Origin of the sequence: Nocardiopsis oceanisediminis (genome assembly GCF_048595525.1) — a bacterium.
GTDB classification, from domain to species: Bacteria; Actinomycetota; Actinomycetes; order Streptosporangiales; family Streptosporangiaceae; genus Nocardiopsis_A; species Nocardiopsis_A oceanisediminis.
In genome coordinates this window covers 1,020,772-1,047,695 of record NZ_JAFMZJ010000001.1, presented here as the reverse complement: position 1 = coordinate 1,047,695, position 26,924 = coordinate 1,020,772, and the positions used below count along the sequence as shown (strand labels likewise).

The following is a 26,924-nucleotide window of genomic DNA, read 5'->3' as shown; positions in this document are numbered from 1 at the left end:
CGGTGCGGTGCTCCGGGGCCGCTCCCCGGGGACTGTCGGCCCGGGGCGGCACGCTGGGGCCGGAGGCGGCATTCTGGGACCGGGGCCCGGCACCGGTCCGCCGCCGGCGCCCCGTCCGCCCGGCCGCCGCCCATGCGGCGCCGTCCACCCGGCGATCGGCCGCGTCCACCTGAACGATCTTGGAGACGAAGAGTTGAACACCCCGCACATGCGCACCGTCGACCCGTCGGGCGGCGCCGATTACCGCACGATCGGCGAGGCGGTCGCCGCCGCCGGCGACGGGGCGGTGCTCTCCCTCGCGCCGGGGCGCTACGACGAGAAGCTGGTCCTCACCCGGGTGGTGACCCTGATGGCCGCCGAGGAGCCCGGTTCGGTGGAGCTCCTCTGCTCGGAGGGGAGCCTGATCACCTCCATCGCCGAGGCGGTCAAACTGACCGGGCTGGTGCTGCGCGGCCGCGACCCCGAGGCCCCGGTGGTGGACGCCGCCGCCGGGCAGGTGGAGCTGGCCGAGTGCCGGGTGGACGGCGCCGCCTGGGCGGCGGTGCTGGCCCGCGACGAGGGCGCGCTGGCGCTCCGCGACTGCCGGGTGACCTGCACCGAGGGCGCGGGCATCGTGGTGACCTCCGCCCAGCCCAGCGTGATCGAGGACTGCGTCATCGAGGACGTGGCCACCAGCGGCCTGGTGATCAACGAGCGCGGCGCCCCCCAGGTGCGCCGGTGCACCATCCGCGACGCCGGCGGCAACGGCGTCTACGCGGCCGGCGGCGGCGCGGGCCTGGTGGAGGAGTGCGAGGTGAGCGGCACCGCCAAGCCCGCCGTGGCGGTGGACGAGCACGCCGCGACGGAGCTGGTCCGGCTGCGGGTGCACGACGTCGCCGACGACGGGGTGGTGGTGTCGTCCCGCTCCGCGGTGCGGCTGTCCGAGGTGGAGGTGCGCGACGCGGCCGGCCGCGGCCTGGTGCTGCACGGCGGCACCGACCCGCGCGCCGACCGGGTGACGGTGGTGCGCAGCGGCCGCGAGGGCGTCCTCGCCGAAGAGAAGGCGCGCGGGCTGCTCACCGGGGTGGAGGTGCGCGAGGCCGGGGGCGACGGGGTGCGCGTCGCCGGCCGCTCCTCGACCGCGTTCAGCGGGCTGGAGGTGCACGCGGCCAAGGGCGGCGGGGTGGTCGTCGCCGAGGACTCCACCGCCGAGTTCGACCAGCTGACCGTGGACGGGGCGGCCGGGGCGGGGGTGTCGGTGCTCTCCGGCGCCGCCCCGTTCCTGCGCCGCGTCCGGCTGCACCGGGTGCGCGGGCACGGCATCCGGTTCGAGGGCGGCGGGGGCCGGCTGGAGGACGTCGAGGTGGCGCAGGCCCGCCGGGCCGGGGTGCACGCCTCGGGCGAGGTCCGCCTCTCCGTCACCGGGCTGCGGGTGGCCGAGGCCCGGGAGAACGGGGTGACCGCCTCCGGCGGGGCCGTACTGGACCTGCGGGACGGCGAGGTCTCCGGGTGCGGCGGGGACGGACTGGCGGTGCACGCCGAGGGCGAGGTGACCGCGCTGCGGGTGCGGGTGCACGGCAACGGCCGGAACGGCGCGCTGGTCGCCGCGGGCGGCCGGGCGGTGCTGCGCTCCTGCGACCTGTTCGGCAACGAGGCCGACGGGGTGCTCGTCGGCAGCGGCGAGGACGTGCTGGTCGACGGCTGCACGGTGCGGGACAACGGCAGGGCCGGGCTGCGGCAGACCGTCGCCGGGTCGCACGTGCGCGCCGAGGAGCTGGTCAGCGAGGGCAACCGGGCGGAGGACAGCTACGGCCCGGACGCGGTTCCGGCCGGCGCGCCGGTCCCGGGGGCGCCCGGCGGCGGTTCCGGCCGGGACGCCGATGAGGAGGAGGACGAGGGTCCGCTGGCCGAGCTGCAGGCCCTGATCGGCCTGGAGACGGTGAAGAGCGAGGTCACCACGCTGGTGAACCGGAACCGGATGGCCCGGCACCGCGCCGAGATGGGGCTGCCGTCGCCGCCGGTCGCCCGGCACCTGGTGTTCGCCGGCCCGCCCGGCACCGGCAAGACCACGGTGGCCCGGCTCTACGGGCGGCTCCTGGCCGACCTGGACGTGCTCCGCTACGGCCACGTGGTGGAGGCGGCCCGCGCCGACCTGGTGGGGCAGTACGTCGGCGCCACCGCGATCAAGACCACCGAGGTGTTCGAGAAGGCGCGCGGCGGCGTGCTCTTCGTGGACGAGGCCTACACGCTCTCCGCGGAGGGCGGCGGCGGGTTCGGCCAGGAGGCCATCGACACCCTGGTCAAGCTGATGGAGGACCACCGGGACGACGTGGTGGTGATCGTCGCCGGCTACGCGCCGGAGATGGAGGGCTTCCTCTCCTCCAACCCCGGTCTGGCCTCGCGGTTCGCCCGCACCGTGGAGTTCCCCAACTACCGGCCGGAGGACCTGGTGGAGATCGTCCGGAGCCTGGGCTCCCGGCACAGCTACACCCTGGACGAGGGGCTGCCGCCGCTGCTGCTCCGCTACTTCGACCAGATGCCGAAGGGGCCGGCGTTCGGCAACGGGCGCGAGGCGCGCAAGGTGTTCGAGGAGATGGTGGACCGGCAGGCGCACCGGCTGGGCGAGAACCCGCCCGCCGACCCGGCGGAGCTGACCCTGCTGGTCCCCGAGGACCTGGGCGACGCGGCCGAGGCCGAGGAGTCCGGCGCCGGCACCGACGAGGTGGCGGCCCTCCGCGCCGAGCTGGACGGGCTGACCGGGCTCGCCGAGGTGAAGACGGTCGTCAACGACCTGGTGAACGTGCTGGTGGCGGCGGCCCGCCGGCGCGAGCTGGGGATGCCGGTGCCGACCCTCAGCCACCACCTGGTGTTCTCCGGGCCGCCCGGTACCGGTAAGACGACGGTGGCCCGGCTCTACGGCCGGCTGCTGAACGCGCTGGGCGTGCTGCCCGGCGGGCAGACCGTGGAGGCGGCCCGCGCCGACCTGGTGGGCCGGTACGTCGGGCACACCGCGCAGCTCACCACCGAGGTGTTCGAGAAGGCCAAGGGCGGGGTGCTCTTCATCGACGAGGCCTACACGCTGACCCCGGCGGGCGGCGGGAACGACTTCGGCCAGGAGGCGGTGGACACCCTGGTCAAGCTGATGGAGGACCACCGGGACGAGGTGGCGGTGATCGTCGCCGGCTACGACGCGGAGATGAACCGGTTCCTCGCCTCCAACCCGGGCCTGGCCTCCCGGTTCGCGCACCGGGTGCCGTTCGCCGACTACTCCGGCCCCGAACTGGTCTCCATCGTGGAGGGCATGTCCGAGGCGGGCGGCTACCGGATCCCCGCCGAGACGGCGGAGGCGCTGCTCGCGCACTTCGACTCGGTCCCGCGCACCGACGCCTTCGGCAACGCCCGCTACGCCCGCCAGGTGCTGGAGAAGATGATCACCCGCCAGGCCGGCCGGCTCATCTCGCTCACCGAGCCGACCCGCGACGACATGGTCGTCCTCACCCCCGCCGACGTGCCCTGACCCCGCACGCCCCCGGGGCCGCGCCGCCTCCCCTCCCCCAGGCGCGGCCCCGGCCCCAACCGGGCGCGGCGCCCAGCCGGGCGCGGCACCCCGCGGGGCGGGGGTTCAAGCAGGCAGCAACGGCGGCGGTGGGCACCGGCCGGTCGGTCCGGCGCGGCGCCCCGCGGGGTCGAGGTCAAGACCGGCGGCGACGGCCAAGGAAGGGGCGGGGCCGGGCGCCCCAGCCGGGCGCGGCACCTCGCGGAGCGAAGGTCCAAGCAGGCGGCGACGGCAGCGGTAGGGGCGGAGCGGAGGCGGTCGCCCGAGCGCGGCGCCCCACGGGGTGAGGGTTCAAGCAGGCAGCGAAGGCGAGAGGGGGCCGGGCGCCGCGCTCACCGGCCCGGCCCGCGCCCACCAGGAGGGGTCTTATCCCCTATGCCCGGTTTGCGGCAGGGATCAGGCAGGGGCAGGGGCGCCCTGCGCACCTCTGCGGCACCCCGATTACATCTACCAGCGAGTAGTAAGCCCCGAAGCCCCCAGCACCCCCACGCCGATTACCCAGAGTGGCCAAACGGGGCTTCCCAGGAGAACAAAAACGACATCCCGCCCCCACGCCTCCCCTCCCCGACTTCCGGCCCCCTACTTCCCTGCCTTCCGGGCGGCTCGAACCCCTCACCACCGGCCCGATCAGGGCGATTCAGACCTCTCGGGGGCCGATCCGGGCCGGGATGCGCGCCCGGGAATCACCGGGGTGCTCTCGCGGTGCGCAGGGCACCCCACACCGCCATCACCCTGCGTATTCGGTCAGGCCAGAGAGGGGCAGCGGTTTCAGAGGCAGCCGACCTCGCCGCCAGAGCAACGCCGGAACGGCGCCCCCGCCCCCTACTCCGCCCCTGCCGCCCCACCCTGCCCCACCGCACCCGACCGACCAGCCGGCACGCCCTCCCGCCCTCGCCGCCCGCTTGAACCTTCGCCCCGCGAGACGCCGCACCCGGGTGAGGCCTTCACCCCGGCCCTACCCTCGCCGTCGCCGCTGGTCTGAACTTTCGCTCCGCGGGGCGCCGCGCCTGACCGACCGGCCGGTCCCCCTCCCGCCGTCGCTGCCCGCTTGAACCCCCGCCCCGCGAGACACCGCACCCGGCCGGGGCGCTCGGCCCTGCCCCTTCGGTCTCCACACGGCAAGACATCACTTCGAAGTTGCGTCAGTGATGTTTTTTACGGCTTGCTTACGGCAAAACTCTTCGTTGTTCGGTGTTTCTCTGCATACGATGCTCACCGCAAGAGTCATGGCGTGTCAGACACGAAGAGGGAGGCCGCGCGTGCTGCTCAGGTTCCGCGTCGCCAACCACCGGTCCATCCGCGAGGAGCAGGAGCTCTCCCTCGTCGCCGTCCCCAAGCGCGGCGAACCGAAGCCCAAGGGCGACGCCCTGCCTCCGACCGTGCGCGTGGCGGGCATCTACGGCGCCAATGCCTCGGGGAAGTCGAACGTGCTGGACGCGCTGCGCTGGATGCAACGCGCGGTGTCGGACTCTCACACACGGTGGCGACCCGAAGGAGGATTCCCCCGGCGCCCCTTCCGGCTGGACGACACATCCCGTTCCTCCCCTTCGTTCTACGAAGTCGACTTCGTCCACAGAGGGGAACGGCATACCTACGGTTTCGAGGTGACCGATGACGAGGTCACCGGAGAATGGCTGTTCGCGTACCCGAACGGCCGTGCCCGGCGGCTCTTCGAGCGTTCCGGGCACGGAAAAGAGGACTACCGCTTCGGCAGATCGCTCACCGGCGAGGTCAGGCGGATCCAGCGGCTCACTCGGGCCAATGCCCTCTACCTTTCGACAGCGGCTTCCAACGACCACCCGACCCTTCTCCGCGTCTACCGGTCCCTCACCCAGGGAATGACGTACGCCGCACACGACTTCGATGATGAGCGCCACCGCCTGCGCGTCATCAAGATCCTCCTGCAGGAAAAAAATCTACCGGCACTGGTCGATCACCTGGTCCGCGTGGCCGACCTCGGAATATCCAGGGTCACACTGGAAAGAACGCCGATTCCGGATGAAGACTTCGAGCAGATCAGCCGAGCGATCAAGGCTTTCGAAACCGACAGCGGAACGGCCGAATCCCTCCTGTCCGATACCAGGAAGGATCTGGAGACCAGGCTGACGCTCTCTCACAGCGCCGACGGCCGCCCCCGGAAGCTCGACCTGGACGAGGAGAGCGACGGAACCCGTGTCTGGCTCTCTCTCGCAGGACAGATGCTGCACACCATCATCACCGGCGGCGTCTTCCTCGTGGACGAGATCGATTCCAGCCTCCACCCGATGCTCTCCTCCACTCTGATCAGGATCTTCAAGGATCCAGAGACCAACCCGAAACAGGCACAGCTCGTCTTCGCTTCCCACGACACCACGCTCCTCGGCAGCATGCTCGAAAGCGACCTGCTCAGACGGGACGAAGTCTGGTTCACCGAGAAGGACCGCAGTGGCGCCACCGCACTTTACTCGCTCGCCGATTTCCACCCGCGCGGCGCAGAGAACACCGAAAGAGGATATCTTCAGGGGCGTTACGGGGCGGTCCCGTTCGTCGACTTCGACGACATCCGGTCGATGTTCATAGATCTGCACAGGGGTGCCGATGACCCGTCCCCGGAGGGCGAAGAAGGATCTCTCCCGGCGCAAGCCGCACCGTGAGGCGAAACCGCGGATCCTGGTGGTCTGCGAAGGCGAAGTGACCGAGGTCGACTACCTCAACGGGCTCAAACGCCATTTCGCGGCGCTCCCCGTGGACATCGTTCCGATCGGGGAAGGACACGATCCGCTGCGGGTCGTCGAGCGGGCCGTCGAAGAGCGCGACGAGGCCGCCAAGAACGCCAAGCGCCAGCGGGACGCGAACCTCCGCTTCGAAGAGGTCTGGTGCCTGGTCGACGTCGACGAGCACACCCGGCTCCATCAGGCGGTCGCCCTCGCCAAGCGGGAGGGCGTCGACGCCGTGGTCTCCAACCCCTGCTTCGAGCTCTGGCTCCTCTACCACTTCCAGGACTACACGAGTTCGATCCACCGCTCGGTGCTGGGCAGAGAGAAGCTCTGCAAACACATCGACAGGTACGCCAAGCGCCTTCCGAAGGACTTCCCCTTCGGGGCGCATGAAGAGGCCAAGAGGCGGGCCCTGCGCGTCTCGGACGCGCCCAAGGCCCCCTGCACCGTCGGCCCCAACCCGTCGACCAGCGCCTGGCTCCTCATCGATGCGGTCCGCCGGGGGGCGAAGGCCGGGCCGGCGTAGCGCCCTGCGCGGGGGGCGGTGGGGAGGAGGGGAGGACGCGGACCACCCAGGTCTTGGCCAGGTCGTCCTTGAGGCCGCGGTAGTGCGGGCGGTCGCGCTGCATGACGAGGGCCTCGGCGGTGTAGCCGAGGACGGGGAGCAGACCGAGGAGGAAGTGGAGGGCGGAGCGGGCGGCCGCGCGGCCCGCCGTCGGGGGGAGGCCGGTGGCCGGGTCGATGACCCGCAGCCCGGACACCAGTTTGCCGGGGGTGCCGCCGAGGCGGGTGACGGGCAGCCAGTGGTAGCAGAACAGCACCGCCACGACCAGGCCCAGCACCGTGAAGGTGCCGATCATGAAGGCCTCCGTGTCGTCGCCCAGCACGCCCAGGGTGATCACCGTGTTGACCAGCATGCCGACGAAGTAGACGGCGAAGGCGAGCATCCCGCAGACCACCGCGTCCAGCAGCAGCGCCGCCAGGCGCAGCCCCGGCCGGGCGCCGGCGCGGGCGTGCGGCGGGATCGGGCCCGGGCCGCTCGTCCGCCGCGGCCGCCCCTCCGGGTTCTCGCCCGCCTCGAAGCGGGCCTGCGCGTCCTTGTCCACGGCCCTGACCAGCACCGCGTGCGCGATCACCGCCGCCGGGAAGAGCAGCCCCGGGATCCACGCGTGGGAGAGCGGCACCCAGCCGATGGCCGCCGCCGACAGCCCCGTCGCGAGCAGGCTGGCCGCCCACGCCCGGCCGCGGCGCCGGTTCAGCAGGAAGCCGCGGACCTGGGCCGGAACGCGCCAGGCGGTGAACACCGCGAAGGCGAGGACGGCCGTGGCGGTCCCCGCGGTGATCATCCGGAGCACGCCCCCGGCCTCCGGCGCGGCGCTCGCGGGGGCGAGCGCGAGCAGCGAGATCAGGCCGAGGACGACCCAGCCCCAGACCATCCGGGCGGTGAACGCGCGGCACTCGCCGTAGGCCGCGCGCAGCACGGTGAAGTTGCCCGGGTCCGCGGCGAGCGCGGAGCGCGCCAGGCGCAGCGCCTTGACCGGGCGGTGCCGCTGCGACTCCACCACCGCCAGCTGGGTCAGCGCCCAGCTGTAGTCCGGGGCGAGCCGGACCGCCTCGTGCAGGTGGCGCCGGGCCGCGGCGTGGTCCTTGAGCCACCGGTAGGCCATCCCGGCCTGTCCTTGGACCCACGCCTCCTCCGGGGCCAGCGCGACCGCCTGCGCCGCGGCGGCGCGCGCGTCGGCGGCGGCCCGGTCGGCCCCGGGGAGGCGCTTGCGGCTCCGGTCGGCCAGGGCGAGCGCGGCCAGGGCGTGCCCGCGGGCGTACTCCGGGGCGAGCCGGACCGCGGTCAGCGCCGGGTCCAGCGCCTCGTACGCCCGGTCGCTCTGGAGCAGGGCGAGGGCGAGCAGGTAGTACGGCGCGGCGCCGCCGTCCGCCCCCGCGGCCAGCGCGCGGCGCGCCGCCTCCACCGCGCCGCCGGGGTCGCCGGCGGTGAGGTGGGCCTTGCCCTTGACCAGCCACAGCTCGGCGCTCTCCGGTTCGCCGGCCAGCGCCTTCCCGATGATCTCCAGGGCCTCTTCAGGCCGCTTCATCTCGATCCGGGCCTCGGCCCGCTCGACGGCCTCCGCGACCGGCCCCACCGCTACCTCCGGGTCCGCCGCTGGGCGCGCAGGTAGGCGCCGAGCTCGTCGTAGGCGCTGTCGCCGGAGAACTCCACCACGTTGCGGGCGGTCTCCAGCCAGGGCCCGGTGGACGGGCGCACCTCGGCCAGCACCGCCTGGAAGTCCTCCATGGTGATCGGCCGGACGGTGCCGGTGCGCGCGGAGTCCAGCATGGCCCGCTCCGCGGCGCTGTCCACCAGGTGGGCGACGTCGGCGCCGGAGAAGCCCTCGGTGTGCTTGGCGATCTTCCCGGGGTCGATGCCGGCGCCGGGCCGGTCCGCCATCGCAGAGGCGACCAGCGCGGCCCGCGCCTTGCGGTCCGGCGGCGGCACGAACAGCATCCGGTCCAGCCGGCCGGGCCGCTTGAGGGCGCTGTCGATGTCCCACGGGTGGTTGGTGGCGGCGAGGAAGAACACGCCGTCGTTGTCGTCCTCCACCGAGTCCAGCTCGGTGAGGAGCTGGGTGACCAGCGGCCGCAGCATCGCCGAGGCGTTGCCGCGCCGGCCGCCCAGCGCGTCCAGCTCATCGAGGAAGACCACCGACGGCCGGTACTGCCGGGCCTGCCGGAACAGCGCCTGGATGTTCTGCTCGGCGCGGCCCATCCGGGTGTCGGCGATGTCGGCGACCGAGGCGGAGAGGAACCGGGCGCCGATCTCCCCGGCGACCGCTTTGGCCATGAAGGTCTTGCCGCACCCGGGCGGGCCGTACAGCAGCAGGCCGCCGCGGAGGCTCTTGGCGTAGGCCTTGCGCAGCCGCTCGTTGCGCATCGGCATCAGGAACGCGGCGTTGATCCGGTCCTTGACCTTGTCCATCCCGGCGACGTCGGCGAGCGTGGTGCGCACCGGCTCCGGCGGGAAGTCCTCGGAGGCCAGCGGCGGCGCGGAGCCGTCCGGCCAGGGGGCGGAGCCGGGGTCCGGCTCCTCCCGGTCGCCGTCCCGCTCCAGCAGGGCCGTCCCGCCCCGGCCGGCGTCGGCGAAGCCGAACCCGGGACCGGCGGCCGGCTCCGCCCCCGGGTCCTCGTCCGCCGACCGGGCCGGCGCGGCGGGGGCGGCGGGGGCGGCCTGCTCCCACGGGGCGGCGGGCGGCTGCGCGGGCGGCGCCGGAGGTGCGGCCGGAGGGGCCTGGGGCGCGGGAGGCGCGACCGGAGGAGTCGGGGACACGGGAGGCGCGACCGGAGGAGCCGGGGGTGCCGCCGCGGGCGGCGCCGGCGGCCCCGCCTGGGGCGCCGGGGCCCCGGGGGCGCCCAGCGCGCGGCCCATCAGCGCCTTGGCCTGCTCGGACTGCGGGTCCTGCTGGAGCGAGGTGGCGATGTGCGGGATGGCGGCCGTGGTGTCCCCCGCGTCCAGCAGGAGCCCGGCCAGGTGCAGCCGGAGCACCGGGTCCGAGGGGGACGCCTCGACGGCCGCGGAGATGCTTGCGATCAGCTGCGCGCGGGAGGGATCCACGAACGGGCCTTTCTTCGGCGGGCGCCTCCGGCGCGCGGGGAGCACCGCCGTCGTGCTCGGTGGCGTCGGGGGCTCACGGGGGGAGGGGCGGCGGGTCGCAGTCTAGCCAACCCCGCCGACGTCCCCCGGTCCGCCCGCCCCGTCCCGGCCCTCGGCCGCCCGGACCGCCGCCCCGCTCAGCCCGGGTTGCGGGCCAGCACCTCGTCGATGAGCGGCTGGTCGGGGAAGTCCATCATCACCGTGCCCGCCCGATCGGGGCCGGCATCGGCGAAGTACTCCCGGGCGTGGTCGTTGACGCCGCGGAAGCCCGGACCGCCGGTGGCCACCTCGCGCGGGTTGGCCCACGGCGCCCCGCTCCCGCTCAGGTGGTTGATGTGGAGCACTCCGGGGTCCCCGGCGGCGGTCCGCTCGAAGTGCGCGCGGGCCTTCTCCCACTTGGCGGGGATGTCGAAGAGGGTGGGCACCCGGTAGTCGTCCTGGATGTCGGTGGCGGGCCCGCCCCAGCGCGGGCCGTACGCCTTGCCGGCGTCGAAGTCCTGCAGGATGACGATCTTCCCGCGCACCTCGCCCAGGTCGGGCAGGGCGGTCCCGCCGTCCGGGCGCCACAGCCGCTCGGACAGGAGCGGCGCGGTGTCCGGGTCCGACTCGATGTAGTGGTCGAGGGTCTCCTCGTAACCGCGGGTGTTCTCCGCCGGGGTGTGCTCCTCCTTGAGCCGCATCAGCACGGTCTCGGTCGGGTGCTCCGCCAGGAACTCCGCGGTGGTGCGGACCACGTCGGTGAAGTTGAGGTGCATGTACTCGGGCCCGTGGTGGATGGGGAACGCGTCCCGGTAGTGCCGGGTCCGCACGTCCAGGGCGCGCACCCCCGACTCCAGCTGGGCGCCGAGGTCCATGTCCTGGGTGCGCGACCAGACCGTCCCGCGCCACGCGCCGGTGTCGTGCGTGCCCGGGATGGACAGCTCGGCGACGCCCGCCGAGTCGGGGACCGCGGCCATCCAGTCCGCCCGCGCCGGGGCGGCCTGCTCGGCGGCGGCCGGGAGCGGTGCGCCGAGCAGCAGGACCGCGGCGGCGGCCGGCCCGGCGATCAGCATGCGCAGGGAGGGGCGGGGCATGGGGGTCGTCCCTTCGACGAGCCGGGGGCGCTTGCCAGGGCAGTGCGATCCTGGCACACCCGCCGGTCCGGGGTAAGGCCCGTTCCCCCGGCCCGCGCCGGAGCGGCCGGTCCCGGCCGGGAAACCGCTGTACACGCCCTGTCTCCCGGGCGGCGGACCCGCGGTCGACGGGGGCCGGGGGAGAGGGGACAATGGGGCGGCCGCTCGCCCCGCCGCGGGGCGGGTACCGCATTCGATCCTCAGGGGAAGCTCTTCGATGGACCCGTCCTACCAGAACCAGCCCGGCGGCCAGGGGTGGCCGCAGCAGGGGCACGGCTACCAGCAGCAGGCGTACGGCCAGTACCAGCAGGGCCATCCGCAGCAGGGCTACGGCCAGTACCAGCAGCAGGAGATGCTGCCGCCGGGCCTGTACGCCGCCGAGGCCGACAAGCGGCTCTTCGCCGCCCTCATCGACGCCGCGATCATGATGGTGATCCTCTTCGTCACCATCGGGGTGACCCTCGGCCTGACCATGGCGCTGACCTTCGCCATGGCCGGCGACAGCGAGGAGCTCACCGGCGGGGCGGCCGCGGTGCTGGTCATCGGGATCGTGCTCACCTACGCGTTCGCCTTCCTCGCGCCGTTCCTGTACCGCTGGCTGTCGCACACCCGCAAGGGGCGGACGCTCGGCAAGCGGATGCTGGGCCTGCACGTCGTCAATCTGGAGACCGGCGGCGGCCTCCCGGCCAAGGGCCGGACGTTCGTCCGCGAGCTGGTCTACTGCCTGCTCGGCTGGATCAGCTGCCTGTGGATCCTGTGGGACCCGCGCAAGCAGGCGCTGCACGACAAGGTCGGCAACACCGCCGTCGTCGTCTCCGACTGACGCCGCCCCCGGGCCCCCTCCCCCCGACCCGGAGAGACCGATGACCCACCCGCCCTCCCCCGGCCCGCCGTACGGCGGCCCGCCCTCCCCCTACGGCGCCCCCGCCCACCCGCAGGGGCACGGCGGCCAGGGGTACCCGCCCCAGGGGTACGGCCACCCGCCCGCCGCGCCGCCGTACCCGGGCCCGCCGCCCTTCACCGCCCCGAACGGGGCTCCGCTGGCCGGCTACGGGCGCCGGGTCGGCGCCTACCTCATCGACCGGCTGGTGATCGTCTTCGGCGGGATCGCCGTCGGCGCCGCGATCATCGGCTCCTTCTTCGGCCTCGCCTACCTCACCGACCCGGCCGGGTACGAGGAGGGCTCGTCGCCGCTGATGATCGTCGGCGTGGTCATCGGCCTGCCGTGCTGGCTGCTCTTCGGCCTGGTGTACCGGGTCGGCTGCCACTCCCGGTCCGGCCGGACCCTCGGCAAGCGGCTGTGCCGGAGCAGGCTGGTCGTCTGGGAGACCTGCGAGCCGCCCTCGGCCGGCGGCGCGCTCGTCCGCGAACTGGTCCTGGCGGCCCTGGCCTTCACCTACATCGGCCTGCTGATCGACCTGCTCTGGCCGCTGTGGGACGACCGCCGGCAGACCGTGCACGACAAGGCCGCGCGCACCGTCGTCGTCCGTCTCTGAGGGCGGCCCCGTACCCCGAGGCGGTGTCGGTGGCGTTCCTCCCGCCCGTCGCCCACAACCGCCCTCATTCGCCTCGGCGTACAGGTCCGCCATCCGGCGCACCTCGCCCCGGCCGGTCCGGCCGAACCCCGTGGCGCCGAGGTGGACCTCGGACACCCGAAGCCCGCTGCCGCCGAACATCCGGGAGCGCATCGGGTCCTCCGCTTCTGTGTCGGCGTCCACCGTGCACCGGACCGGCCCGCCCGGGAAGGGTCAGCGCCTCCGGTAGGAGAGCCGTCGCAGCAGCACCTCGGCCGGGCCGCGGAGCGACCTCCGCTGCATCGCGTAGGCCGCGGCCAGGGTGGCCAGCCAGACCGCGACCGCCCAGCCGAGCGAGGCCAGCGCCGGGCTGGAGGAGCGCTCGCCCAGAGCGAGCAGGTACGGGGCGACCAGCACCAGCCAGGCCGCCGACTGGAGCAGGTAGCCGCTGAGCGAGCGCCGCCCCAGCGCGGTGAGCGCCTGGAGCGCGACCCCCTGCCGCCGCCCCTCCAGGGCCAGGGCGGCCAGCCCGAACAGCGCGGCGTAGCCCACCCCGCCGAACATGCCGGAGACCTGGTAGAGCTGCTTGAGCAGCGCGGCGGTGCCGGCGTCGGCGTCCAGCCACCCCGCGGCGTAGAGGCCCATCGGCAGGCCGCCGGCGATACCGATCGCCAGGCCGCCCGCGGCCGCGGTGCGGAGCAGGCGCACGTGCTCGGCCGGCTCCTCCAGGACGCGCCGCCGGGCGGCCCACGCGCCCAGCCAGACCACCAGCACGAACCCGGACATGTACAGGGTGTGCAGCGGCCACTCGCTCATCCGCGCGGCGGCCGAGGAGAGGTAGTCCTGCGCGGCGTCGGAGTCCGACCCCAGCAGCGGCAGCGGCGCCCGCTCGCCGCTCCCCGCCGCCAGGCCCCGCACGGCGAGCCCGAACAGGACCGCGACGTAGACCGCGGAGAAGCCCCAGTACCAGAGCACGATCCGGTACACCCGGTCGCTGCGGTGCAGCAGCAGGAGGGTGAAGACGATCCCGGCGACCCCGTAGGCGCCCAGCACGTCGCCGGCGAACAGCAGGGCCGCGTGGACCAGTCCGAAGACCAGCAGCCAGGCGTTGCGGCGGAGCAGCACCGCCCGCGCGGCGGCGGGCGACCCGGTCGCCGCGTCCAGCCTGCGGGCGAGCTGGACCAGCCCGTAGCCGAACATGAGCGCGAACAGCGGGTAGGTCCGCGCGTGCACCAGAGTGATCATGAGCAGGTTGAACACCCGCTCGGCGCCTTCGGGGTCCCGCTCCACCCCGGGCGCCGCGCCGAGGAAGAGCCCTGCCGCGTTGGCCACCGCGATGAGCAGCAGCATCGCCCCGCGCGCCAGGTCGGGCGCGAGCGCCCGCTCCCCGTCCGGCACCGGTCCGGGCCTCTGCGCCCGCATCCTGCCCGTCTCCGCCATCCCGATCTCCTCGCTCCCACCGGACCCGACTTAATTTATGCCTAAAACTATATGACATAAACTAACACGGGGCCGCCGGGCCCCCGAGACGGCGGGGCCCCGGAGCCGCCGCGGGCGGCGGTATCTTTCAGACATGGCCGACCAGGAAGTACCCCCGGAGCTGGGCCGACTGTGGCGGGTGCCGACGGCGGCGCGGCTCGGCCGGCCCGCCGCGCTGGACGCCGACCGGATCGTGCGCACCGCCGTCGAACTGGCCGACCGGGACGGCCTGGCCGGGGTGACCCTGGCGAAGGTCGCCAAGGAGCTGGGCTTCACCGCGATGTCGCTCTACCGGCACGTCGGCTCCAAGGACGAGCTGTTCGCGCTGATGCAGGACCACGTCGGCGCCCCCGTCCCGGACATCGACCCGCCCCCGGGGCAGTGGCGCGACGGGGTGCGCCGCTGGGCGCTGGCCCTGCGCGCGCTCTTCGAGGAGCACCCCTGGCTGGCCGAGATCCCGGTCAGCGGCCCGCCGAGCGGCCCGAACATGGTCGGCTGGATGGACGCGCTGCTCCGCGCCCTGCGCGGCACCGGCCTGGACTGGGGCGCCAAGGTCGGCATCCTGATGCTGGTCTCGGTATACGTGCAGCGGACCGGCTCCACCGACCGGCAGATGGCCGAGGGCCGCCGCGCCTCCGGCCTGGACCAGGCCGAGGCCGAGCGGGCCTACGGCCGCGCCCTGGCCGGCCTGGTCGACCCCGACCGCTACCCCGAGGCCGCGAAGCTGTTCGCCTCCGGCGTCTTCGAGCACCCCGCCGACCCCGCCGAGGACCACGACTTCACCTTCGGCCTGGAACTCATCCTGGACGGCATCGCCGCGACGATCGACGCCTCGCACCGGGCGGACCGCTGACCCCGCCCGGCCGCCCCGCCCCGGAGACCCGCGGGCGAGGCCGGACGGCGCTTCGGCCGGCGGCGCGGCGGCCCCGCGGCGGAGACCGCCCGCTCCCCTTCCGCAGCGCACGCGCGGCACCGGAGGACGGCCGGATGAACGAGATCGGCCCCCGCACCCCTGCCGCGGTCCTCGAAGACGTTCCTGCAAAGACCGCGTCCCTGCTCCCCGGGGAGCACATGCGCCCGGCGGAGAACGCCCCCGCCCCCGAGGCCGAGGAGGCCGCGAAGGCGAAGACGGCCGATGCCCGGGACAGCGCCTATCAGAACCTCGACGGGGAGGGCCTGATCGCCGAGATCCAGCGCCTGCGCTCCCTGCTCGACCAGCTCGAAAACGGGCCCGAGGGCCGATGACGCCCATCGGCGCCGGCGGAAGCGCCCTCCGCGGGCCCTTCGGTGAACACCTCGGGAAGGGGCTCTTCAGGAGGTACCGCCCTGCCCGCGGCGGCCGCCCGGACGGCCGCCGCGCGCCCGCCCCTCCGGCGATGCGCCGCCGGAGTACCCCGCGCGAGGCGGACCCGGCCGGTGCCCGCCCCGGCGGCCGGCCGCCGGGCCGCCTATCGTTGCCGGCATGGACGTCTTCGACGAGCTGCTGCGGAACGTGCGGGGCCGGAGTTCGGTCTTCGGCCGGTCGGTGCTGTATCCGCCCTGGTCGCTGCGGTTCACCGACGGGGCCTACCTGACGCTGTGCGTGCCGCTGCGCGGCGGCGGGTGGATCGTGCCCGAGGGCGGCGAGCCGCTCCGGCTCGGCTTGGGCGAGGCCGCCATCGTGCGCGGGCCCGAACCGTTCGCCTTCACCGACGACCCGGATCCCCGGCACCTCGCGCCGGTCCGGGAGGTGCGCTGCGGCGGGGTCTTCGGCGACCCGGGCGGCTCGGTCCGCTCCGAGGTCTCGGCGGCCACCGTGCTGATGGCCGGCGCCTACGACGTCCGCTCCGAGGTCCCGCAGCGCCTGCTCCGGGTGCTGCCCCGCGTGGCCGTCGTCCCCGACGACGAGGACTGCACCGCGATGCGCGACTACCTGGAGGCGCAGCTCTGCGGGGAGCGCCCCGGCCGGCAGATCGTGCTCGACCGGCTGCTCGACTGGCTGCTGGTGTGCAGCCTGCGCGACTGGTTCGACCGGCCCGAGGCCGCCCCGCCCTCCTGGTACCGGGCGCTCGCCGACGACGTGGTCGGCCCGGCGCTGCACGCGGTGCACGAGGAGCCGGCCCGCCCGTGGACGACGGCGGCGCTGGCCGCCCGCGCCGGGGTCTCCCGCACCACCCTCGCCAAGCGCTTCACCGAGCTGGTCGGCCAGGGCCCGGTGGCCTACCTGACCGAGTGGCGGATGACGCTCGCCGCGGACCTGCTCTCCCGCCCCGACATGACGGTCGCCGCCGTCGCCCGCCGCGTGGGCTACGCCGACGCGTTCGGCTTCTCCGCCGCCTTCAAACGGGTCCAGGGCACCAGCCCCACCGCCTACCGCCGCGCCTCGGCCCCCGCCCCCGAACAGGCCGGCGCCCCGGCCGGCTGACCGGCGGGACCACACCCGGTCAGCGCGACCGCCCGCCCCGCCGGCCCGAGCACCCGCCACCGGGGACGGGCAGCGGGGCGCGGGCGGGTCCCCGGTGCACCGCTGCCCGCACCGGACGGGCCGAAGTCCCGCCCGTCCGCGGCGCCCCCTCCCCGCCCGCGATCCGGCACCCGCCGCCGGAACAGGCCGCCCGCCGCCCGGCCGTACCGGCCGCGGACCGGGGGCCGCCTGCATCGGGCGGACCGGAGTCCCCGCCCGCGACCGGGGAGAGGCCGGGTTCCGACGGCCCTTCCCCGGCCCCGCCCTCCGGGCGGCCCCGGGGCGCGGGCGGTCCCACCCGGGCCGGCCCGCCGCCCCCGGGCGGTCAGCCCCGCCAGGCCCCGGCCTCGTCCCGAGCGAACTCCGCGAAGTCGCGCGGGTCCCGCCCCAGAGCGCGCCGGACCCCGTCGGCGACCGCGGCGTCGGCGCCGGTCCGGATCGGGGTGAGCGCGGACGCCCACAGGCCCGCCTCCTCCCGGGACACGCCCTGCGCGACCAGGCCGCCGGTGAACTCCTCGACGCTGACCGGCAGGTACCGGGCGGTCCGGCCGGAGGCCGCCGCGATCTCCTCCAGCGCCGCCGCGATGCCCAGCGGCCGCGGCCCGCTCAGCTCGTACTCCTGCCCCGCGTGCCCGTCCTCGGTGAGCGCGGCGGCCGCCACCGCGGCGATGTCCTCGGCGTCGACGAACGCCGACGCGCCGTCCTCCCCCGCGGGCAGCGCCAGCTCCCCGGCGAGCACCCCGTCGACGAACGACCCCTCGGAGAAGTTCTGCATGAACCAGCCGGGCCGGAGCACGGTCCACTCCGCACCGGACCCGCGGACCGCCCGCTCCCCGTCCAGGTGCGGCTGCACGCCCTCCCCGCCGTCGCCGTAGTATCCGGGGACGTCCGCGCCGCGCGCCGACAGCAGCACCAGGCGCTCCACCCCGGCGGCCACCGCCTCCGCCGCGAACGCGGGCGTCGGCGACGGGGTGGTGTCCAGCGGCGTGATGAAGACCCGGTCGATCCCCTCCAGGGCGGGTTTCCAGGTCCCGGGGTCGTTCCAGTCGAACCGCACGTCCCCGGACCGGGACGCCGCGCGCGCCTCGACCCCCTTCTCCCGCAGCCGCGCGACGACCCGCCGCCCGACCTTTCCGCCGCCGCCGATGACCAGTACCGTTCCGCTCTCGTTCGCCATGGCACGATCCTCGCCCGCGGGGTCCCCGAGGGGCCATGTCCGGGAGAACGCGGGGGATGTCCGTCGGTACGGACCGCCGCCGGCCCGGCGGCGGGGCCGTCAGGGCGTGCGAACGGCCCGGTGGCGGCGGCCGCGGGCGCCGGGGAGGGCCAGGTGGCCCTTGGTGACCAGGTGGAACCGCTCCAGGCCGGGGCACTGCACCTGGACGACGGTGGTGCCGTGCTCCAGTACCGCCAGCTCCCGGGCGACGGCGCGGTGCCCGGCGGCCGCCAGGCGCTCGACCACCGCCGCGCGCTGCGCCGCCACCCCGGTCCCCTCCGGGACGGTCTCCGGGGGCGGGCCGGCGTCCGGGGCCTCGGCGAGCCGGTCCGCGAAGTCCAGGTGGGCGCAGGCCAGCAGGCGCGGGTGGGCGGCGAGCCGGCGGCGCACGCCCGCGGCGATGTCGTGCTCGGCGACCAGCCGGTCGAAGGTGGGGTGCTCGGCGGGGCGCCCGTCGTCCTCGGCGCCCGCCCGGTGCGCCTCCACCACCCGGGCCAGCAGCTCGCCCTGGACGAACTCGGTCAGCGCCCGGTCCACCGCGGTCTCCCCGGACAGCGAGGCGCCCATGCCGTGGTAGCGGGCGGCGCCGCCGGCCAGGTCGGGGGCGTAGGCCATGGCCACCGGGATCCCCAGGTCGGTGGTGAGGTCCAGGACGACGACCCGCGCGCCGACCGTCTCCTCGGCGGCCCGCAGCCGCGACCGGAGCAGGGGAGGCAGCGTCTCGGGGCGCACCGCCCCGGGCATCGGCCCGCCGTCGTAGACGGCGCCCAGCAGGAACAGCGAGAGGGCGTCGCGCTCCACCCACTCGTTGAGCGCGTGCAGCGCGGCCTCATCGAAGGTCGCCCCGATCGCGCAGCCGCTGTTGACGCTGTAGGACATGGCGTGCGTGTAGTCGGCGGTGTCGCCGAACTCCGCGCGGAACCGCAGCATGCCCTCGGTCGGCACCGGGTACCAGGGCGCCCACAGGTAGAGCGGGACGTCGACGGGGGGCCCGCCGTCGAGGCCGCGGTAGGGCAGCACCGCGACGCGGGCGCCGTCCTGGCGGGCGACGTCGCGCACCGCCCTGTCGGCCGCGAACGGGCCGTCGAGCAGGTCGGCGGCGGGCACGGCGGCCAGCGGGAGCTCGTCCAGCCGGCCGGGGCCGGTCAGGGCGTGCTCGACCGCTTCGTACTCCGCTCCGACCAGGGCCGGGGCGTGCGCCCCCTTGCCGCTGCCGAGCCCGTAGGGGACCTCGGTCCCGTCGGGGCCCCACAGCTCGCACTGGGCGGCGGCGGGCTCCCCGGGGTCGCCGGAGCCGAGGAACCGGTACCGCGCCCGCCAGCCCTGGGCGGCGATGTCGGCCCGGATGCGCCGGTCCGCCTCGGCGAGGGGGAGTTCCCGCTCGCGGGCGCCCGGCCAGGCTCCGACCTGCGGCGGGAGGGCGGCGGGGGGCGGGGCCGACCCGGCCCCGCCCGGGGGGAGCCGGTCAGAGCTCAACGGACTCCGCTGCGGTCGCCTCGTCCAGCTCGTCGACCAGCAGCTCGACGTCTTCCACGTGGTCCACTGAAACCGTCAGGTCGTACCCGACACATGCCATCGGAACCTCCTTCGTGCAGGAGACGGACGTGCGGCCGGTGCCGCACCCGAGCCTTTCTACAGCAGACCTCCGGGGACTGTCACCGGGTCCGGTGCGGGGAATTCGCCGGGTATCCGCCTGTTCACCGCCGTGCCTTTCCGCCCCCGGCCTGGCAGACTCGCGCCATGGCGACCCCCGGAACCGACCTGTTCTCCCGGATCGACGCGCTGGTCGGCGAAGCCTGGACGCTGGCGGCCCTGGCCTCGGCGGTCTCCGCCGAGCGCTCCGGCACCGGCCTCTCCGAGGAGCACGGCGCGCTGCTCGGCGCCGCGGGCTTCGCCGAGCGGGCCGCGTCCGGGTGGAGGCTGCGGGAGGAGTACCGCGCGGCGCTGCACGCCCGGCCCGACGCGGGGGCGCTCCCCGACCGCACCGCCCGGATGCTCCGGCTGGCCGCGAACGCCGCGGAGGGCGCCGTCGAGGAGCCGGCCGACGGCGACGCGGTGCTGCTCGCCGAGGGGAAGGCGTCCGGCGAGCGGATGAGCGGCCTGCTGGACCTCGCCGCCCGGCACGACCCGGGCCTCGCCGACCTGCTGCTCCGCCCCGGGGCGGTGCTGCTCGACGTCGGGACCGGGGTGGGCGGCGTCTCGGCCGCGCTGGTGGAGCGGATCCCCGGCGCCCGGGCCGTCGGCCTCGACACCGACCCGCGGATGCTCCGGCTGGCCGAGCGGCACCTGGCCGAGCGGGGTGTGCGCGACCGGGTCGAACCGCGCCTGCAGGACGTCGCCGGCCTCATCGAGGAGGACGCCTACGACCTGGTGTGGCTGCCGCTGGCGGTGCTCTCCCCGGAGGCCGCCGCGGCCGCCCTGCCCCGGGTCGCGGCGGCGCTGCGCCCCGGCGGCAGGCTGATCGCCGCCACCGCCCTCCGCTCCGCTCCGCAGGGCGCCCCCGGCGACACCGGCCCCGGCGCGGTGCGGGAGGCCGTGCTCCGCTGGCGGATGTCCCGCCGCGGCGTCACCCCCTGGCCCCCGGACGAGGTGGCCGACCGGCTCACCGCCGCCGGCCTGCGCACCGCCCGCGAGGTACCGACCCCGGACCGCTCGGTCGCCGTGGTGGTCGCCGCCGCGTGATCCGCGCCCGCCGACCCGGACGGCCGCTTTTTCCGGGAAGGGCTCCCCGGAAAGGCGGCCGCCGCACGGGCATCAGGTGTAACTGATGGTGGAGCTGCAGGAGACCTTCAGGGAGACGCTGTTGGTGAGGCAGACCTCGACCTTCACGGTGTTCGCCGAACCGACGTCGATGACCTTCGAAGCGGACTTCCCGTACCCGCCGACGGACACTTTTCCGAGCACATAGCCGCGCGAGGTGTACACCCGCCCGACGACCGACCTTCCGTCCTTCTTGATGTCGTAGACGCTGAGCCTGTGGTTCACGGAGCTCCAGTACGCCTTCCCACCAGAGGGGTCGTCCCTGGTGTAGAGGGTCTTAATGGTCGCCTCGGCGGGGGTGGCGGTCAGGGTGACCGCGAGAACGGCGGCTCCCAGGACTCCGAGAATTCTTCCCGACTTCTTCACGATTCAGACCTTTCCGGCCTCAATGGGGGACGCCGAGAATGTATCCGAGATTCGCGCCGCCTCCGGTAAAGATTCCGCACCGGAAAAGACCGCCTTCACCCCCACCGAACGCCCCGGGCAGCCCGGGGGAAGCCCCTGGGAAACAAGAGCGCCCCGGTCGGCGGACCTGATCCGCCCCGGGGCGTTCTCGCGGTTCGGAACCGCTGAGAGCCGGTGAGGGGACTTGAACCCCTAACCTATCGCTTACAAGGCGATTGCTCTGCCAATTGAGCTACACCGGCCGGTGTCCGGGGGACACCCAGTCGCATGGTACCGGTTCCGGCTACCGTGCGGGTGTGCGCCGGCGGGCCACCTCGTAGAGGGAGACGCCGGCGGCGACCGAGGCGTTCAGGGATTCGGCGCCGCTGATCGGGATCGAGGCGATGCTGTCGCAGGCCTCGCGGACCAGGCGGGACAGGCCCTTGCCCTCGGAGCCGACCACCACGACCAGCGGGTCGGCGGCGAAGGCGATCTCGTCCAGGCGGGTGTCGCCGCCGGCGTCCAGGCCGACGGTGAACAGGCCCTCCTGCTTGTAGGCCTCCAGCGCCCGGGTGAGGTTGACGGTCTGGGCGACCGGGAGGCGGGCCAGGGTGCCGGCCGAGGTCTTCCAGGCGGCCATGGTGACGCCCGCGGAGCGGCGCTCCGGGATGAGGATGCCGTGCGCGCCGAACGCCGCCGCGGAGCGGGCGATGGCGCCCAGGTTGTGCGGGTCGGTGACGCCGTCCAGGGCGACGATGAGCGGGGTCGTCTCGGAGCGCTTCGCCGCGTCGAGCAGGTCCTCCGCGCTCCAGTAGCGGTACGGCCGCACCTGCAGGGCGATGCCCTGGTGGGCGGCGCCGGGCAGGCCGTTGCTGTCGCAGCGGCGGTCCAGCTCGGCCCGGGGGACCTCGCTGATCTCCAGGCCCGCGTCGCCGGCCAGCTTCGCCGCCTCGTTCACCCGGACGTCCTGCTCCAGGCTGTTGGCGAGGAACAGCCGGGTGGCCGGCATGCCGGCGCGCAGCGCCTCCAGCACCGGGTTGCGGCCGACGAGCAGCTCGCCGCGGCCGCGCGGGCTCTCCCCGGTGCGGCCGGAGGACTGGCGCTCGGGCCGCTGCTGCTGCGCGGCCTCGCCCCGGTCGGCGGTCCTGCGCTTCTTGTCCGAGTACCAGTGCCGCTCGGACGCGGGCAGGGTGCCCTTCTTGCCCTCGAGCGAGCGGCGGTTCTTGCCCCCGCTGCCCTTGGTCGGTCCCTTCTTGTTCTTCTTCGCAGTCATGGCCGCCGCCCCTCCCCCGTTGGTCCCGTGCGCGCATGCCTGCGGCGAATCCGCGTTGATCTCGGGAACGATACGTATTCCAGACTGCGATGATAGGCGCCCCGGAGGACCCGGTGCGCCGGTGCCCGCGCCGCGGCGCGGGCCCGCCCGCACGGGTGCGCGAGCGGACCCGTGCGGTCAGTCGCGGCGCAGCTCCCAGCGGGGCCCGTTCGGGGTGTCCTCGACGGTGATCCCCGCAGCGGTGAGCCGGTCGCGGATCCGGTCGGCGGCCGTGTAGTCCTTGCGGCCCCGGGCGGACTGGCGCTCCTCCAGCGCGACCGAGACCAGCGCGTCGACCACGTCGCGCAGGCCCGCCCCGTCGCCCTCGGAGGCCCACTGCTCGGCGCCCGGGTCGAGGCCGAGCACCGCCAGCATGGCGCGGAGCTCCGCGGCGAGCTCGGCGGCGCGCTCCTTGCGCCCCTCGCCCAGCGCGGTGTTGCCGTCCCGGACGTGGCCGTGCACGACCGCCAGCCCCTGGGCGACGCCGAGGTCGTCGTCGAGGGCGGAGGCGAACGCGTCCGGCACCCGGGGCGCCGGCCGGACCGGGCCGGCGAGCTCCGCGGCGCGGGTGAGGAACCCCTCGATCCGCTGGTAGGCCGAGGCGGCCTCGCGCAGCGCCTCCTCGGAGTAGTCCAGCGCGGACCGGTAGTGCGCCTGGCCCAGGTAGTAGCGGAGCTCCACCGGGCGGACCCGGCGCACCATCTCGCTGATCAGCAGCGAGTTGCCCAGGGACTTGCTCATCTTCTCGCCGCCGAGGGTGAGCAGCCCGTTGTGCATCCAGTACCGGGCGAAGGCGTCGCCGGCCGCCCTGGACTGGGCCAGCTCGTTCTCGTGGTGCGGGAAGACGAGGTCCAGTCCGCCGCCGTGGACGTCGAAGGAGGAGCCGAGGTACTTGGTGGCCATGGCCGAGCACTCCAGGTGCCAGCCCGGCCGGCCGCGCCCCCACGGCGTCTCCCAGCTGGGCTCCCCGGGCTTGGCGCCCTTCCACAGGGCGAAGTCGCGGGGGTCGCGCTTGGCGCCCTCCGCGTCCTTGGGGTCGCGCATCTGGTCGACGCGCTGCCCGGACAGCTCCCCGTAGGGGGGGTGGGAGAGCACGTCGAAGTAGACGTCGCCGGAGCCGTCCCCGGCCGGGTAGGCGTGGCCGCGGTCGATCAGGCGGCGCATCAGCTCCACCATCTCCGGGACGTGCCCGGTGGCGCGCGGCTCCACCGACGGCGGCAGGCAGCCCAGCGCGTCGTAGGCGGAGGTGAACGCGCGCTGGTTGCGCTCGGCCACCGCCCACCAGTGCACGTTCTCGGCGCGGGCGACGTTGATGATCTTGTCGTCGATGTCGGTGACGTTGCGGCAGAGTGTGACCTCGTACCCCCGGTAGGTGAGCCACCTGCGGAGGATGTCGAAGTTCACACCGGAGCGGATGTGCCCGATATGCGGCGGAGCCTGCACCGTGGCACCACACAGGTACAGCGAGGCACACCCTTCGGTGACCGGGGTGAAATCGCTGACCTGCCTGGACCTGGTGTCGTAAAAGCGCAGACTCACGCACCCCAGGGTAGCCGTTTCCCGCCCCCTCGGGGCCGCTTGGAAAAGGTCGTCCGGAATCACTTCCGTATTCCATGCGACCACGGCGGGTTACGGCCGTTTTCGCGTCGTTCCTCGTGTTCGCCGCCTTTGCTGGGCTACGCTTCCGACCACCATGGCCGTGAAACCCTCCTCCTCTCCTCCGCGCACCGGGACGCGACCCGCCCGCGAGGGCGGCGGATCCCGGGCGGTAGCGATCCTGCTGTCCGGGGTCGGCGTCCTGGTGATCGCCGCGTGCGCCGTCGTCCTCTCCTACAACGGCATCTACCAGGTCGCCGTACAGGGCGGGGCGGAGCCCCCGTACGCGCACCTGTACCCGGCGGTCTTCACCCTCCTGCTGCTCCTCGCGTTCTGGGCGAGCTTCGTGCTGCGCGCCGCCCCGCGGGTGCACCGGCTGCAGGTCGACGGCCTGATCCTGGTGCTGATCCTGATCGCCGCGGGCGCGAGCGCGCTGCGCGCCAGCGACCAGCGGCTGGTGGACGCCGTCGCCCTGGTCGTGGTCGCGGCCGCCCCGTGGGTCGCCCTGCTCATCGCGTTCCTGCTGTTCGTCCGGGTCTGGCGGCACCTCCACGGCGAACTGCCCGACCGGCGCCGTGCGGCGCGCCGGGCCCCCCGCCCCGAGGAGCGGGCCGCCCCGCTGCCCGCGGGCACCGCGGTCCGCGCCGAGGAGCGCACCGGCGCCGAGGCCGCCGACCCGGAGCCCGAGGACGCGGAGCCCGCCCCGGAGCCGCCGGCGGAGAAGACCGCCACGCTGCTGTGGCCGCGCGCCGGTGCGCGGCCGCTCCACGCGGAGCCCGCGGAGGAGGACGGTCCGGACACCGACCCGATGCCCACCGTCCGGGTGCTGCACCCGGCCGAGGCGCCGCCCGTCCTCCGCGAGGGGTCCTCCCCCGCCGAGGGGCCCGGGGAGGGCCCGGAGGGCGCCGGGGCGCGCGCGGAGGGGCCGGTCCGCGCCGGCTCCGAGCCCCGCGGGGCGGAGGCCCGGGACGCCTGGGAGGACTGGGAAGAGGCAGAAGAGGCAGAGGGGCCGGACGCGGTTCCGGAGGCCGAGCCGCTCCCGGACCGGGAGGAGCCGGCCGGGGAGCCGGACCGCGCCGATGGCGCGGAGGAGGAAGAGGAGCGGGACGGGGAGGACCGGGCCGAGCCGGCTCCCGCTTCCGGGGAGGCCGCGGGGCCGTCGGTGATCACCGCGCCGACCGTGCCGCTCCGCCCGTCCTCCGCCGAAGAGGAAGAGGAAGAGGACGCGGAGGACCCGGAGGGGGCGGGGCCCGAGGAGGCGGGACCGGGGCCGGCCGCACCCCCGGAGGGGGAGCGCCCGCCGCTGCCCCGCCGCGACCCGGAGTCCGGCGAGAGCGCGATCCGGCTGGCCGCGGAGAGCCTCGGCCCGCTCCCGGCCGCCGGCGGGCCGGGCGCCCCGTCCGAGGACGGGGCGGAGGACGGCTTCGTGGACCTGCTCACCGAGGACGATCCGACCAGCGACGAGGCCGCCCCCGCGAGCGTCCGGGAGGCGCCGGAGGGGGCCGGGCCGGCGGAGCCCGCGGAACCGGCGGAGTCCGCGGAACCGTCCGGGGCCGCCTCGGCGCCGGTGCCCCCGGACGCCTCGACCCTGGTCGCCGGCGATCCCCCGCAGCCCCGGAGGCTGCCCAAGCGGCCGATGGTCCTCAAGCCGCGGCGGCCGCCGATGCGCGGCTTCCCGCCGGCGCCGGAGGCCCCGCCCAACAGCCGCGTCCGCAGCGGCCCCACGCCACCCGACGCCCCCGAGGACGACGGAGCCTGATCCGCAGGCCCGGTACCGCGGCCCCACCGGAGCGCTCCGGTGGGGCCGCGCCGCTCAGCGGGCGCCTTCCGCCGGAGCCGGAGCCCCGGCGGGGGCAGGCGGTCTAGTCCCGGGGGACGCAGAGGGCGGTGGCCACGGCGGCGATGCCCTCGCCCCGGCCGGTGAGGCCGAGCCCGTCGGTGGTGGTCGCCGAGACGGTCACCGGTGCCCCGGCGGCCTCGGAGAGGGCCTTCTCCGCCTCGGCGCGGCGCGGGGCGAACTTCGGCCGGTTGCCGATCACCTGGACCGCGATGTTGCCGATCTCGAACCCGGCGGCGCGGACCCGCACCGCCGACTCGGTCAGCAGCGCGATACCGGACGCGCCTTTCCACCTCGGGTCGGCCGTCCCGAACTGGGCACCGAGATCACCCAGCGCGCACGCGGAGAAAAGGGCGTCGCAAGCGGCGTGTGCCGCGACGTCGCCGTCGGAGTGGCCGCTCACCCCGGTCTCCCCCGGCCATTCCAGCCCGGCGAGAAAGAGGGTGCGGCCCGACATGAAAGGGTGGACGTCGGTACCGACGCCCACCCGTGGCATTTTCAGCATGAATGCAGTTGCTCTTCGTGGCTTATGTCAGTTCGTGAGGACTTCGTCGAGAAGGGCCTCTGCCTTGTCCTCATTCGTCTTTTCCGCGAGGGCGAGCTCACTCACCAGGATCTGCCGCGCCTTGGCGAGCATCCGCTTCTCGCCCGCGGAAAGACCGCGCTCCTTATCGCGCCGCCAAAGGTCACGGACGACCTCGGCGACCTTGTTCACGTCGCCGGAGGCGAGCTTCTCGACGTTCGCCTTGTACCGCCGCGACCAGTTCGTGGGCTCCTCGGTGTGCGGGGCGCGCAGCACCTCGAAGACCCGCTCCAGCCCGTCCTGGCCCACCACGTCGCGGACGCCGACGTCTTCGGCGTTCGCGGCGGGCACGCGTACCGTAAGATCACCCTTGTCGACCCGGAGGACGAGGTACGACCTTTCCTCGCCCTTAATGGTTCGAGTTTCGATCGCCTCGATACGAGCAGCCCCGTGATGGGGATAGACAACGGTGTCGCCGACCTTGAAAGTCATGTGACAAGTACCCCTTCCGCTACCACAAGGGTACCACGAATCTGTGACTTAACGTACCTATTCGGTTTACGTACGCGCAGGTCAGCGCCGGATTCTAGGTCTTGACAAAGGCGCATGGACCTGTCCGCGCCCCCTCTCGAAAGCCCCGTGAAGGCGAGTTCTTCCCGGTGGGAGGCGGGGTCCCCGACACCCCGCGTGACGCCCCGCACGGGGAATCGGCCCCGCGGCCCGGGGCCCGACACGCCGGGCGACACTCCGCCCCGCACAAGGAAGAACGCCCCGGGCGGCACGATCGAGGCCGCTCCGGGGCGTGACGTAAATCACATTTTCTTCGAGGCGGTTCGGGTGCGCCCCGGGGCGCTCCGGGGAAGGGGCCCAGGCC

Annotated in this window: 21 protein-coding genes and 1 tRNA gene; 10 read left to right on the top strand and 12 right to left on the bottom strand. The window is 74.8% G+C overall.

Features of this window, described 5'->3' with window-relative positions:
* Positions 1 to 208: 208 nt before the first annotated feature.
* From J0910_RS04870 to J0910_RS04860, 3 genes are all read left to right on the top strand, one after another.
* A complete protein-coding gene (locus tag J0910_RS04870; RefSeq protein ID WP_420161889.1) occupies positions 209 to 3,496 on the top strand; it encodes a right-handed parallel beta-helix repeat-containing protein in 3,288 nt (1,095 codons plus the stop codon).
* Between the two features lie 1,298 nt (positions 3,497 to 4,794).
* Positions 4,795 to 6,168, top strand: coding sequence for an AAA family ATPase (locus J0910_RS04865; RefSeq protein WP_420157311.1), 1,374 nt, complete (start codon positions 4,795 to 4,797; stop codon positions 6,166 to 6,168).
* A 37-nt stretch (positions 6,169 to 6,205) separates the two neighbouring features.
* The gene (locus J0910_RS04860) at positions 6,206 to 6,757 is read left to right on the top strand and encodes an RloB family protein (RefSeq protein WP_420157310.1); all 552 of its coding nucleotides are present in this window, start codon (positions 6,206 to 6,208) and stop codon (positions 6,755 to 6,757) included.
* Here J0910_RS04860 and J0910_RS04855 read toward each other — a convergent pair.
* The 3 genes from J0910_RS04855 to J0910_RS04845 all read right to left on the bottom strand — a co-directional run bounded on the left by J0910_RS04855 (position 6,714) and on the right by J0910_RS04845 (position 10,947).
* Entirely contained in the window at positions 6,714 to 8,369 is a 1,656-nt protein-coding gene (locus tag J0910_RS04855; RefSeq protein WP_420157309.1) for an RDD family protein, read from the bottom strand. The genes J0910_RS04860 and J0910_RS04855 overlap by 44 nt on opposite strands.
* A gap of 2 nt (positions 8,370 to 8,371) precedes the next feature.
* Positions 8,372 to 9,835, bottom strand: a complete 1,464-nt coding sequence (locus J0910_RS04850; RefSeq protein WP_420157308.1) for an ATP-binding protein — start codon at positions 9,833 to 9,835, stop codon at positions 8,372 to 8,374.
* Between the two features lie 176 nt (positions 9,836 to 10,011).
* Complete coding sequence (locus J0910_RS04845; protein ID WP_420157307.1) at positions 10,012 to 10,947, bottom strand: phosphatidylinositol-specific phospholipase C; 936 nt, start codon at positions 10,945 to 10,947, stop codon at positions 10,012 to 10,014.
* A gap of 256 nt (positions 10,948 to 11,203) precedes the next feature.
* Here J0910_RS04845 and J0910_RS04840 point away from each other — a divergent pair, with 256 nt between their 5' ends.
* Both J0910_RS04840 and J0910_RS04835 read left to right on the top strand, forming a co-directional pair.
* Positions 11,204 to 11,809: an RDD family protein gene (locus tag J0910_RS04840; protein WP_420157306.1), complete on the top strand. Its 606-nt coding sequence runs from the start codon at positions 11,204 to 11,206 to the stop codon at positions 11,807 to 11,809.
* A 40-nt stretch (positions 11,810 to 11,849) separates the two neighbouring features.
* Positions 11,850 to 12,482 carry an RDD family protein gene (locus J0910_RS04835; protein WP_420157305.1) on the top strand — a complete coding sequence of 211 codons (633 nt, stop codon included), beginning with the start codon at positions 11,850 to 11,852 and terminating at the stop codon, positions 12,480 to 12,482.
* A gap of 252 nt (positions 12,483 to 12,734) precedes the next feature.
* Here J0910_RS04835 and J0910_RS04830 read toward each other — a convergent pair whose 3' ends face one another.
* A complete protein-coding gene (locus tag J0910_RS04830; protein ID WP_420157304.1) occupies positions 12,735 to 13,940 on the bottom strand; it encodes a DUF418 domain-containing protein in 1,206 nt (401 codons plus the stop codon).
* 133 nt (positions 13,941 to 14,073) lie between these two features.
* Between J0910_RS04830 and J0910_RS04825 the strand changes: the two genes are divergently transcribed.
* From J0910_RS04825 to J0910_RS04815, 3 genes are all read left to right on the top strand, one after another.
* Positions 14,074 to 14,832, top strand: a complete 759-nt coding sequence (locus J0910_RS04825; RefSeq protein WP_420157303.1) for a TetR/AcrR family transcriptional regulator — start codon at positions 14,074 to 14,076, stop codon at positions 14,830 to 14,832.
* A gap of 134 nt (positions 14,833 to 14,966) precedes the next feature.
* Positions 14,967 to 15,224 (top strand): hypothetical protein, encoded by a 258-nt coding sequence (locus tag J0910_RS04820; RefSeq protein WP_420157302.1) that lies wholly within the window; start codon positions 14,967 to 14,969, stop codon positions 15,222 to 15,224.
* Positions 15,225 to 15,441: 217 nt separating this feature from the next.
* A complete protein-coding gene (locus J0910_RS04815) occupies positions 15,442 to 16,383 on the top strand; it encodes an AraC family transcriptional regulator (protein WP_420157301.1) in 942 nt (313 codons plus the stop codon).
* A 364-nt stretch (positions 16,384 to 16,747) separates the two neighbouring features.
* Here J0910_RS04815 and J0910_RS04810 read toward each other — a convergent pair whose 3' ends face one another.
* Positions 16,748 to 17,599, bottom strand: a complete 852-nt coding sequence (locus J0910_RS04810) for an NAD(P)H-binding protein (RefSeq protein ID WP_420157300.1) — start codon at positions 17,597 to 17,599, stop codon at positions 16,748 to 16,750.
* Positions 17,600 to 17,698: 99 nt separating this feature from the next.
* The gene (locus tag J0910_RS04805; RefSeq protein ID WP_420157299.1) at positions 17,699 to 19,114 is read right to left on the bottom strand and encodes a YcaO-like family protein; all 1,416 of its coding nucleotides are present in this window, start codon (positions 19,112 to 19,114) and stop codon (positions 17,699 to 17,701) included.
* Positions 19,115 to 19,378: 264 nt separating this feature from the next.
* Between J0910_RS04805 and J0910_RS04800 the strand changes: the two genes are divergently transcribed.
* Positions 19,379 to 20,320, top strand: a complete 942-nt coding sequence (locus tag J0910_RS04800) for an SAM-dependent methyltransferase (protein WP_420157298.1) — start codon at positions 19,379 to 19,381, stop codon at positions 20,318 to 20,320.
* A gap of 72 nt (positions 20,321 to 20,392) precedes the next feature.
* Here the strand turns inward: J0910_RS04800 and J0910_RS04795 are convergent, their stop codons facing one another.
* The 4 genes from J0910_RS04795 to cysS all read right to left on the bottom strand — a co-directional run bounded on the left by J0910_RS04795 (position 20,393) and on the right by cysS (position 23,633).
* Positions 20,393 to 20,764 carry a hypothetical protein gene (locus tag J0910_RS04795; RefSeq protein ID WP_420157297.1) on the bottom strand — a complete coding sequence of 124 codons (372 nt, stop codon included), beginning with the start codon at positions 20,762 to 20,764 and terminating at the stop codon, positions 20,393 to 20,395.
* A gap of 208 nt (positions 20,765 to 20,972) precedes the next feature.
* A tRNA-Thr gene (locus J0910_RS04790) sits at positions 20,973 to 21,045 on the bottom strand.
* 41 nt (positions 21,046 to 21,086) lie between these two features.
* Positions 21,087 to 22,055 (bottom strand): 23S rRNA (guanosine(2251)-2'-O)-methyltransferase RlmB, encoded by a 969-nt coding sequence (gene rlmB, locus J0910_RS04785; protein WP_420157296.1) that lies wholly within the window; start codon positions 22,053 to 22,055, stop codon positions 21,087 to 21,089.
* A 177-nt stretch (positions 22,056 to 22,232) separates the two neighbouring features.
* On the bottom strand, positions 22,233 to 23,633 hold the full coding sequence (gene cysS / locus J0910_RS04780; protein ID WP_420157295.1) for a cysteine--tRNA ligase: 1,401 nt from the start codon (positions 23,631 to 23,633) through the stop codon (positions 22,233 to 22,235).
* 154 nt (positions 23,634 to 23,787) lie between these two features.
* Between cysS and J0910_RS04775 the strand changes: the two genes are divergently transcribed.
* Entirely contained in the window at positions 23,788 to 25,449 is a 1,662-nt protein-coding gene (locus J0910_RS04775) for a DUF2637 domain-containing protein (RefSeq protein WP_420157294.1), read from the top strand.
* A gap of 103 nt (positions 25,450 to 25,552) precedes the next feature.
* On the opposite strand, the gene ispF is transcribed toward J0910_RS04775, so the two are convergent.
* Together ispF and J0910_RS04765 are read right to left on the bottom strand one after the other, a co-directional pair.
* Entirely contained in the window at positions 25,553 to 26,023 is a 471-nt protein-coding gene (ispF, locus tag J0910_RS04770; protein WP_420161888.1) for a 2-C-methyl-D-erythritol 2,4-cyclodiphosphate synthase, read from the bottom strand.
* 36 nt (positions 26,024 to 26,059) lie between these two features.
* On the bottom strand, positions 26,060 to 26,542 hold the full coding sequence (locus J0910_RS04765) for a CarD family transcriptional regulator (RefSeq protein ID WP_420157293.1): 483 nt from the start codon (positions 26,540 to 26,542) through the stop codon (positions 26,060 to 26,062).
* Positions 26,543 to 26,924: the final 382 nt, after the last annotated feature.

Bases quoted from the DNA above. Each gene is read 5' to 3' on its own strand.
- J0910_RS04840 (WP_420157306.1), top strand. From the start codon at position 11,204: ATGGACCCGTCCTACCAGAACCAGCCCGGCGGCCAGGGGTGGCCGCAG.
- J0910_RS04835 (WP_420157305.1), top strand. From the start codon at position 11,850: ATGACCCACCCGCCCTCCCCCGGCCCGCCGTACGGCGGCCCGCCCTCC.
- J0910_RS04830 (WP_420157304.1), bottom strand. From the start codon at position 13,940: ATGGCGGAGACGGGCAGGATGCGGGCGCAGAGGCCCGGACCGGTGCCG.
- ispF (WP_420161888.1), bottom strand. From the start codon at position 26,023: ATGCCACGGGTGGGCGTCGGTACCGACGTCCACCCTTTCATGTCGGGC.
- J0910_RS04765 (WP_420157293.1), bottom strand. From the start codon at position 26,542: ATGACTTTCAAGGTCGGCGACACCGTTGTCTATCCCCATCACGGGGCT.
- J0910_RS04810 (WP_420157300.1), bottom strand. From the start codon at position 17,599: ATGGCGAACGAGAGCGGAACGGTACTGGTCATCGGCGGCGGCGGAAAG.
- J0910_RS04775 (WP_420157294.1), top strand. From the start codon at position 23,788: ATGGCCGTGAAACCCTCCTCCTCTCCTCCGCGCACCGGGACGCGACCC.
- J0910_RS04815 (WP_420157301.1), top strand. From the start codon at position 15,442: ATGGACGTCTTCGACGAGCTGCTGCGGAACGTGCGGGGCCGGAGTTCG.
- J0910_RS04820 (WP_420157302.1), top strand. From the start codon at position 14,967: ATGAACGAGATCGGCCCCCGCACCCCTGCCGCGGTCCTCGAAGACGTT.
- J0910_RS04870 (WP_420161889.1), top strand. From the start codon at position 209: ATGCGCACCGTCGACCCGTCGGGCGGCGCCGATTACCGCACGATCGGC.
- rlmB (WP_420157296.1), bottom strand. From the start codon at position 22,055: ATGACTGCGAAGAAGAACAAGAAGGGACCGACCAAGGGCAGCGGGGGC.
- J0910_RS04845 (WP_420157307.1), bottom strand. From the start codon at position 10,947: ATGCCCCGCCCCTCCCTGCGCATGCTGATCGCCGGGCCGGCCGCCGCC.
- J0910_RS04800 (WP_420157298.1), top strand. From the start codon at position 19,379: ATGGCGACCCCCGGAACCGACCTGTTCTCCCGGATCGACGCGCTGGTC.
- J0910_RS04825 (WP_420157303.1), top strand. From the start codon at position 14,074: ATGGCCGACCAGGAAGTACCCCCGGAGCTGGGCCGACTGTGGCGGGTG.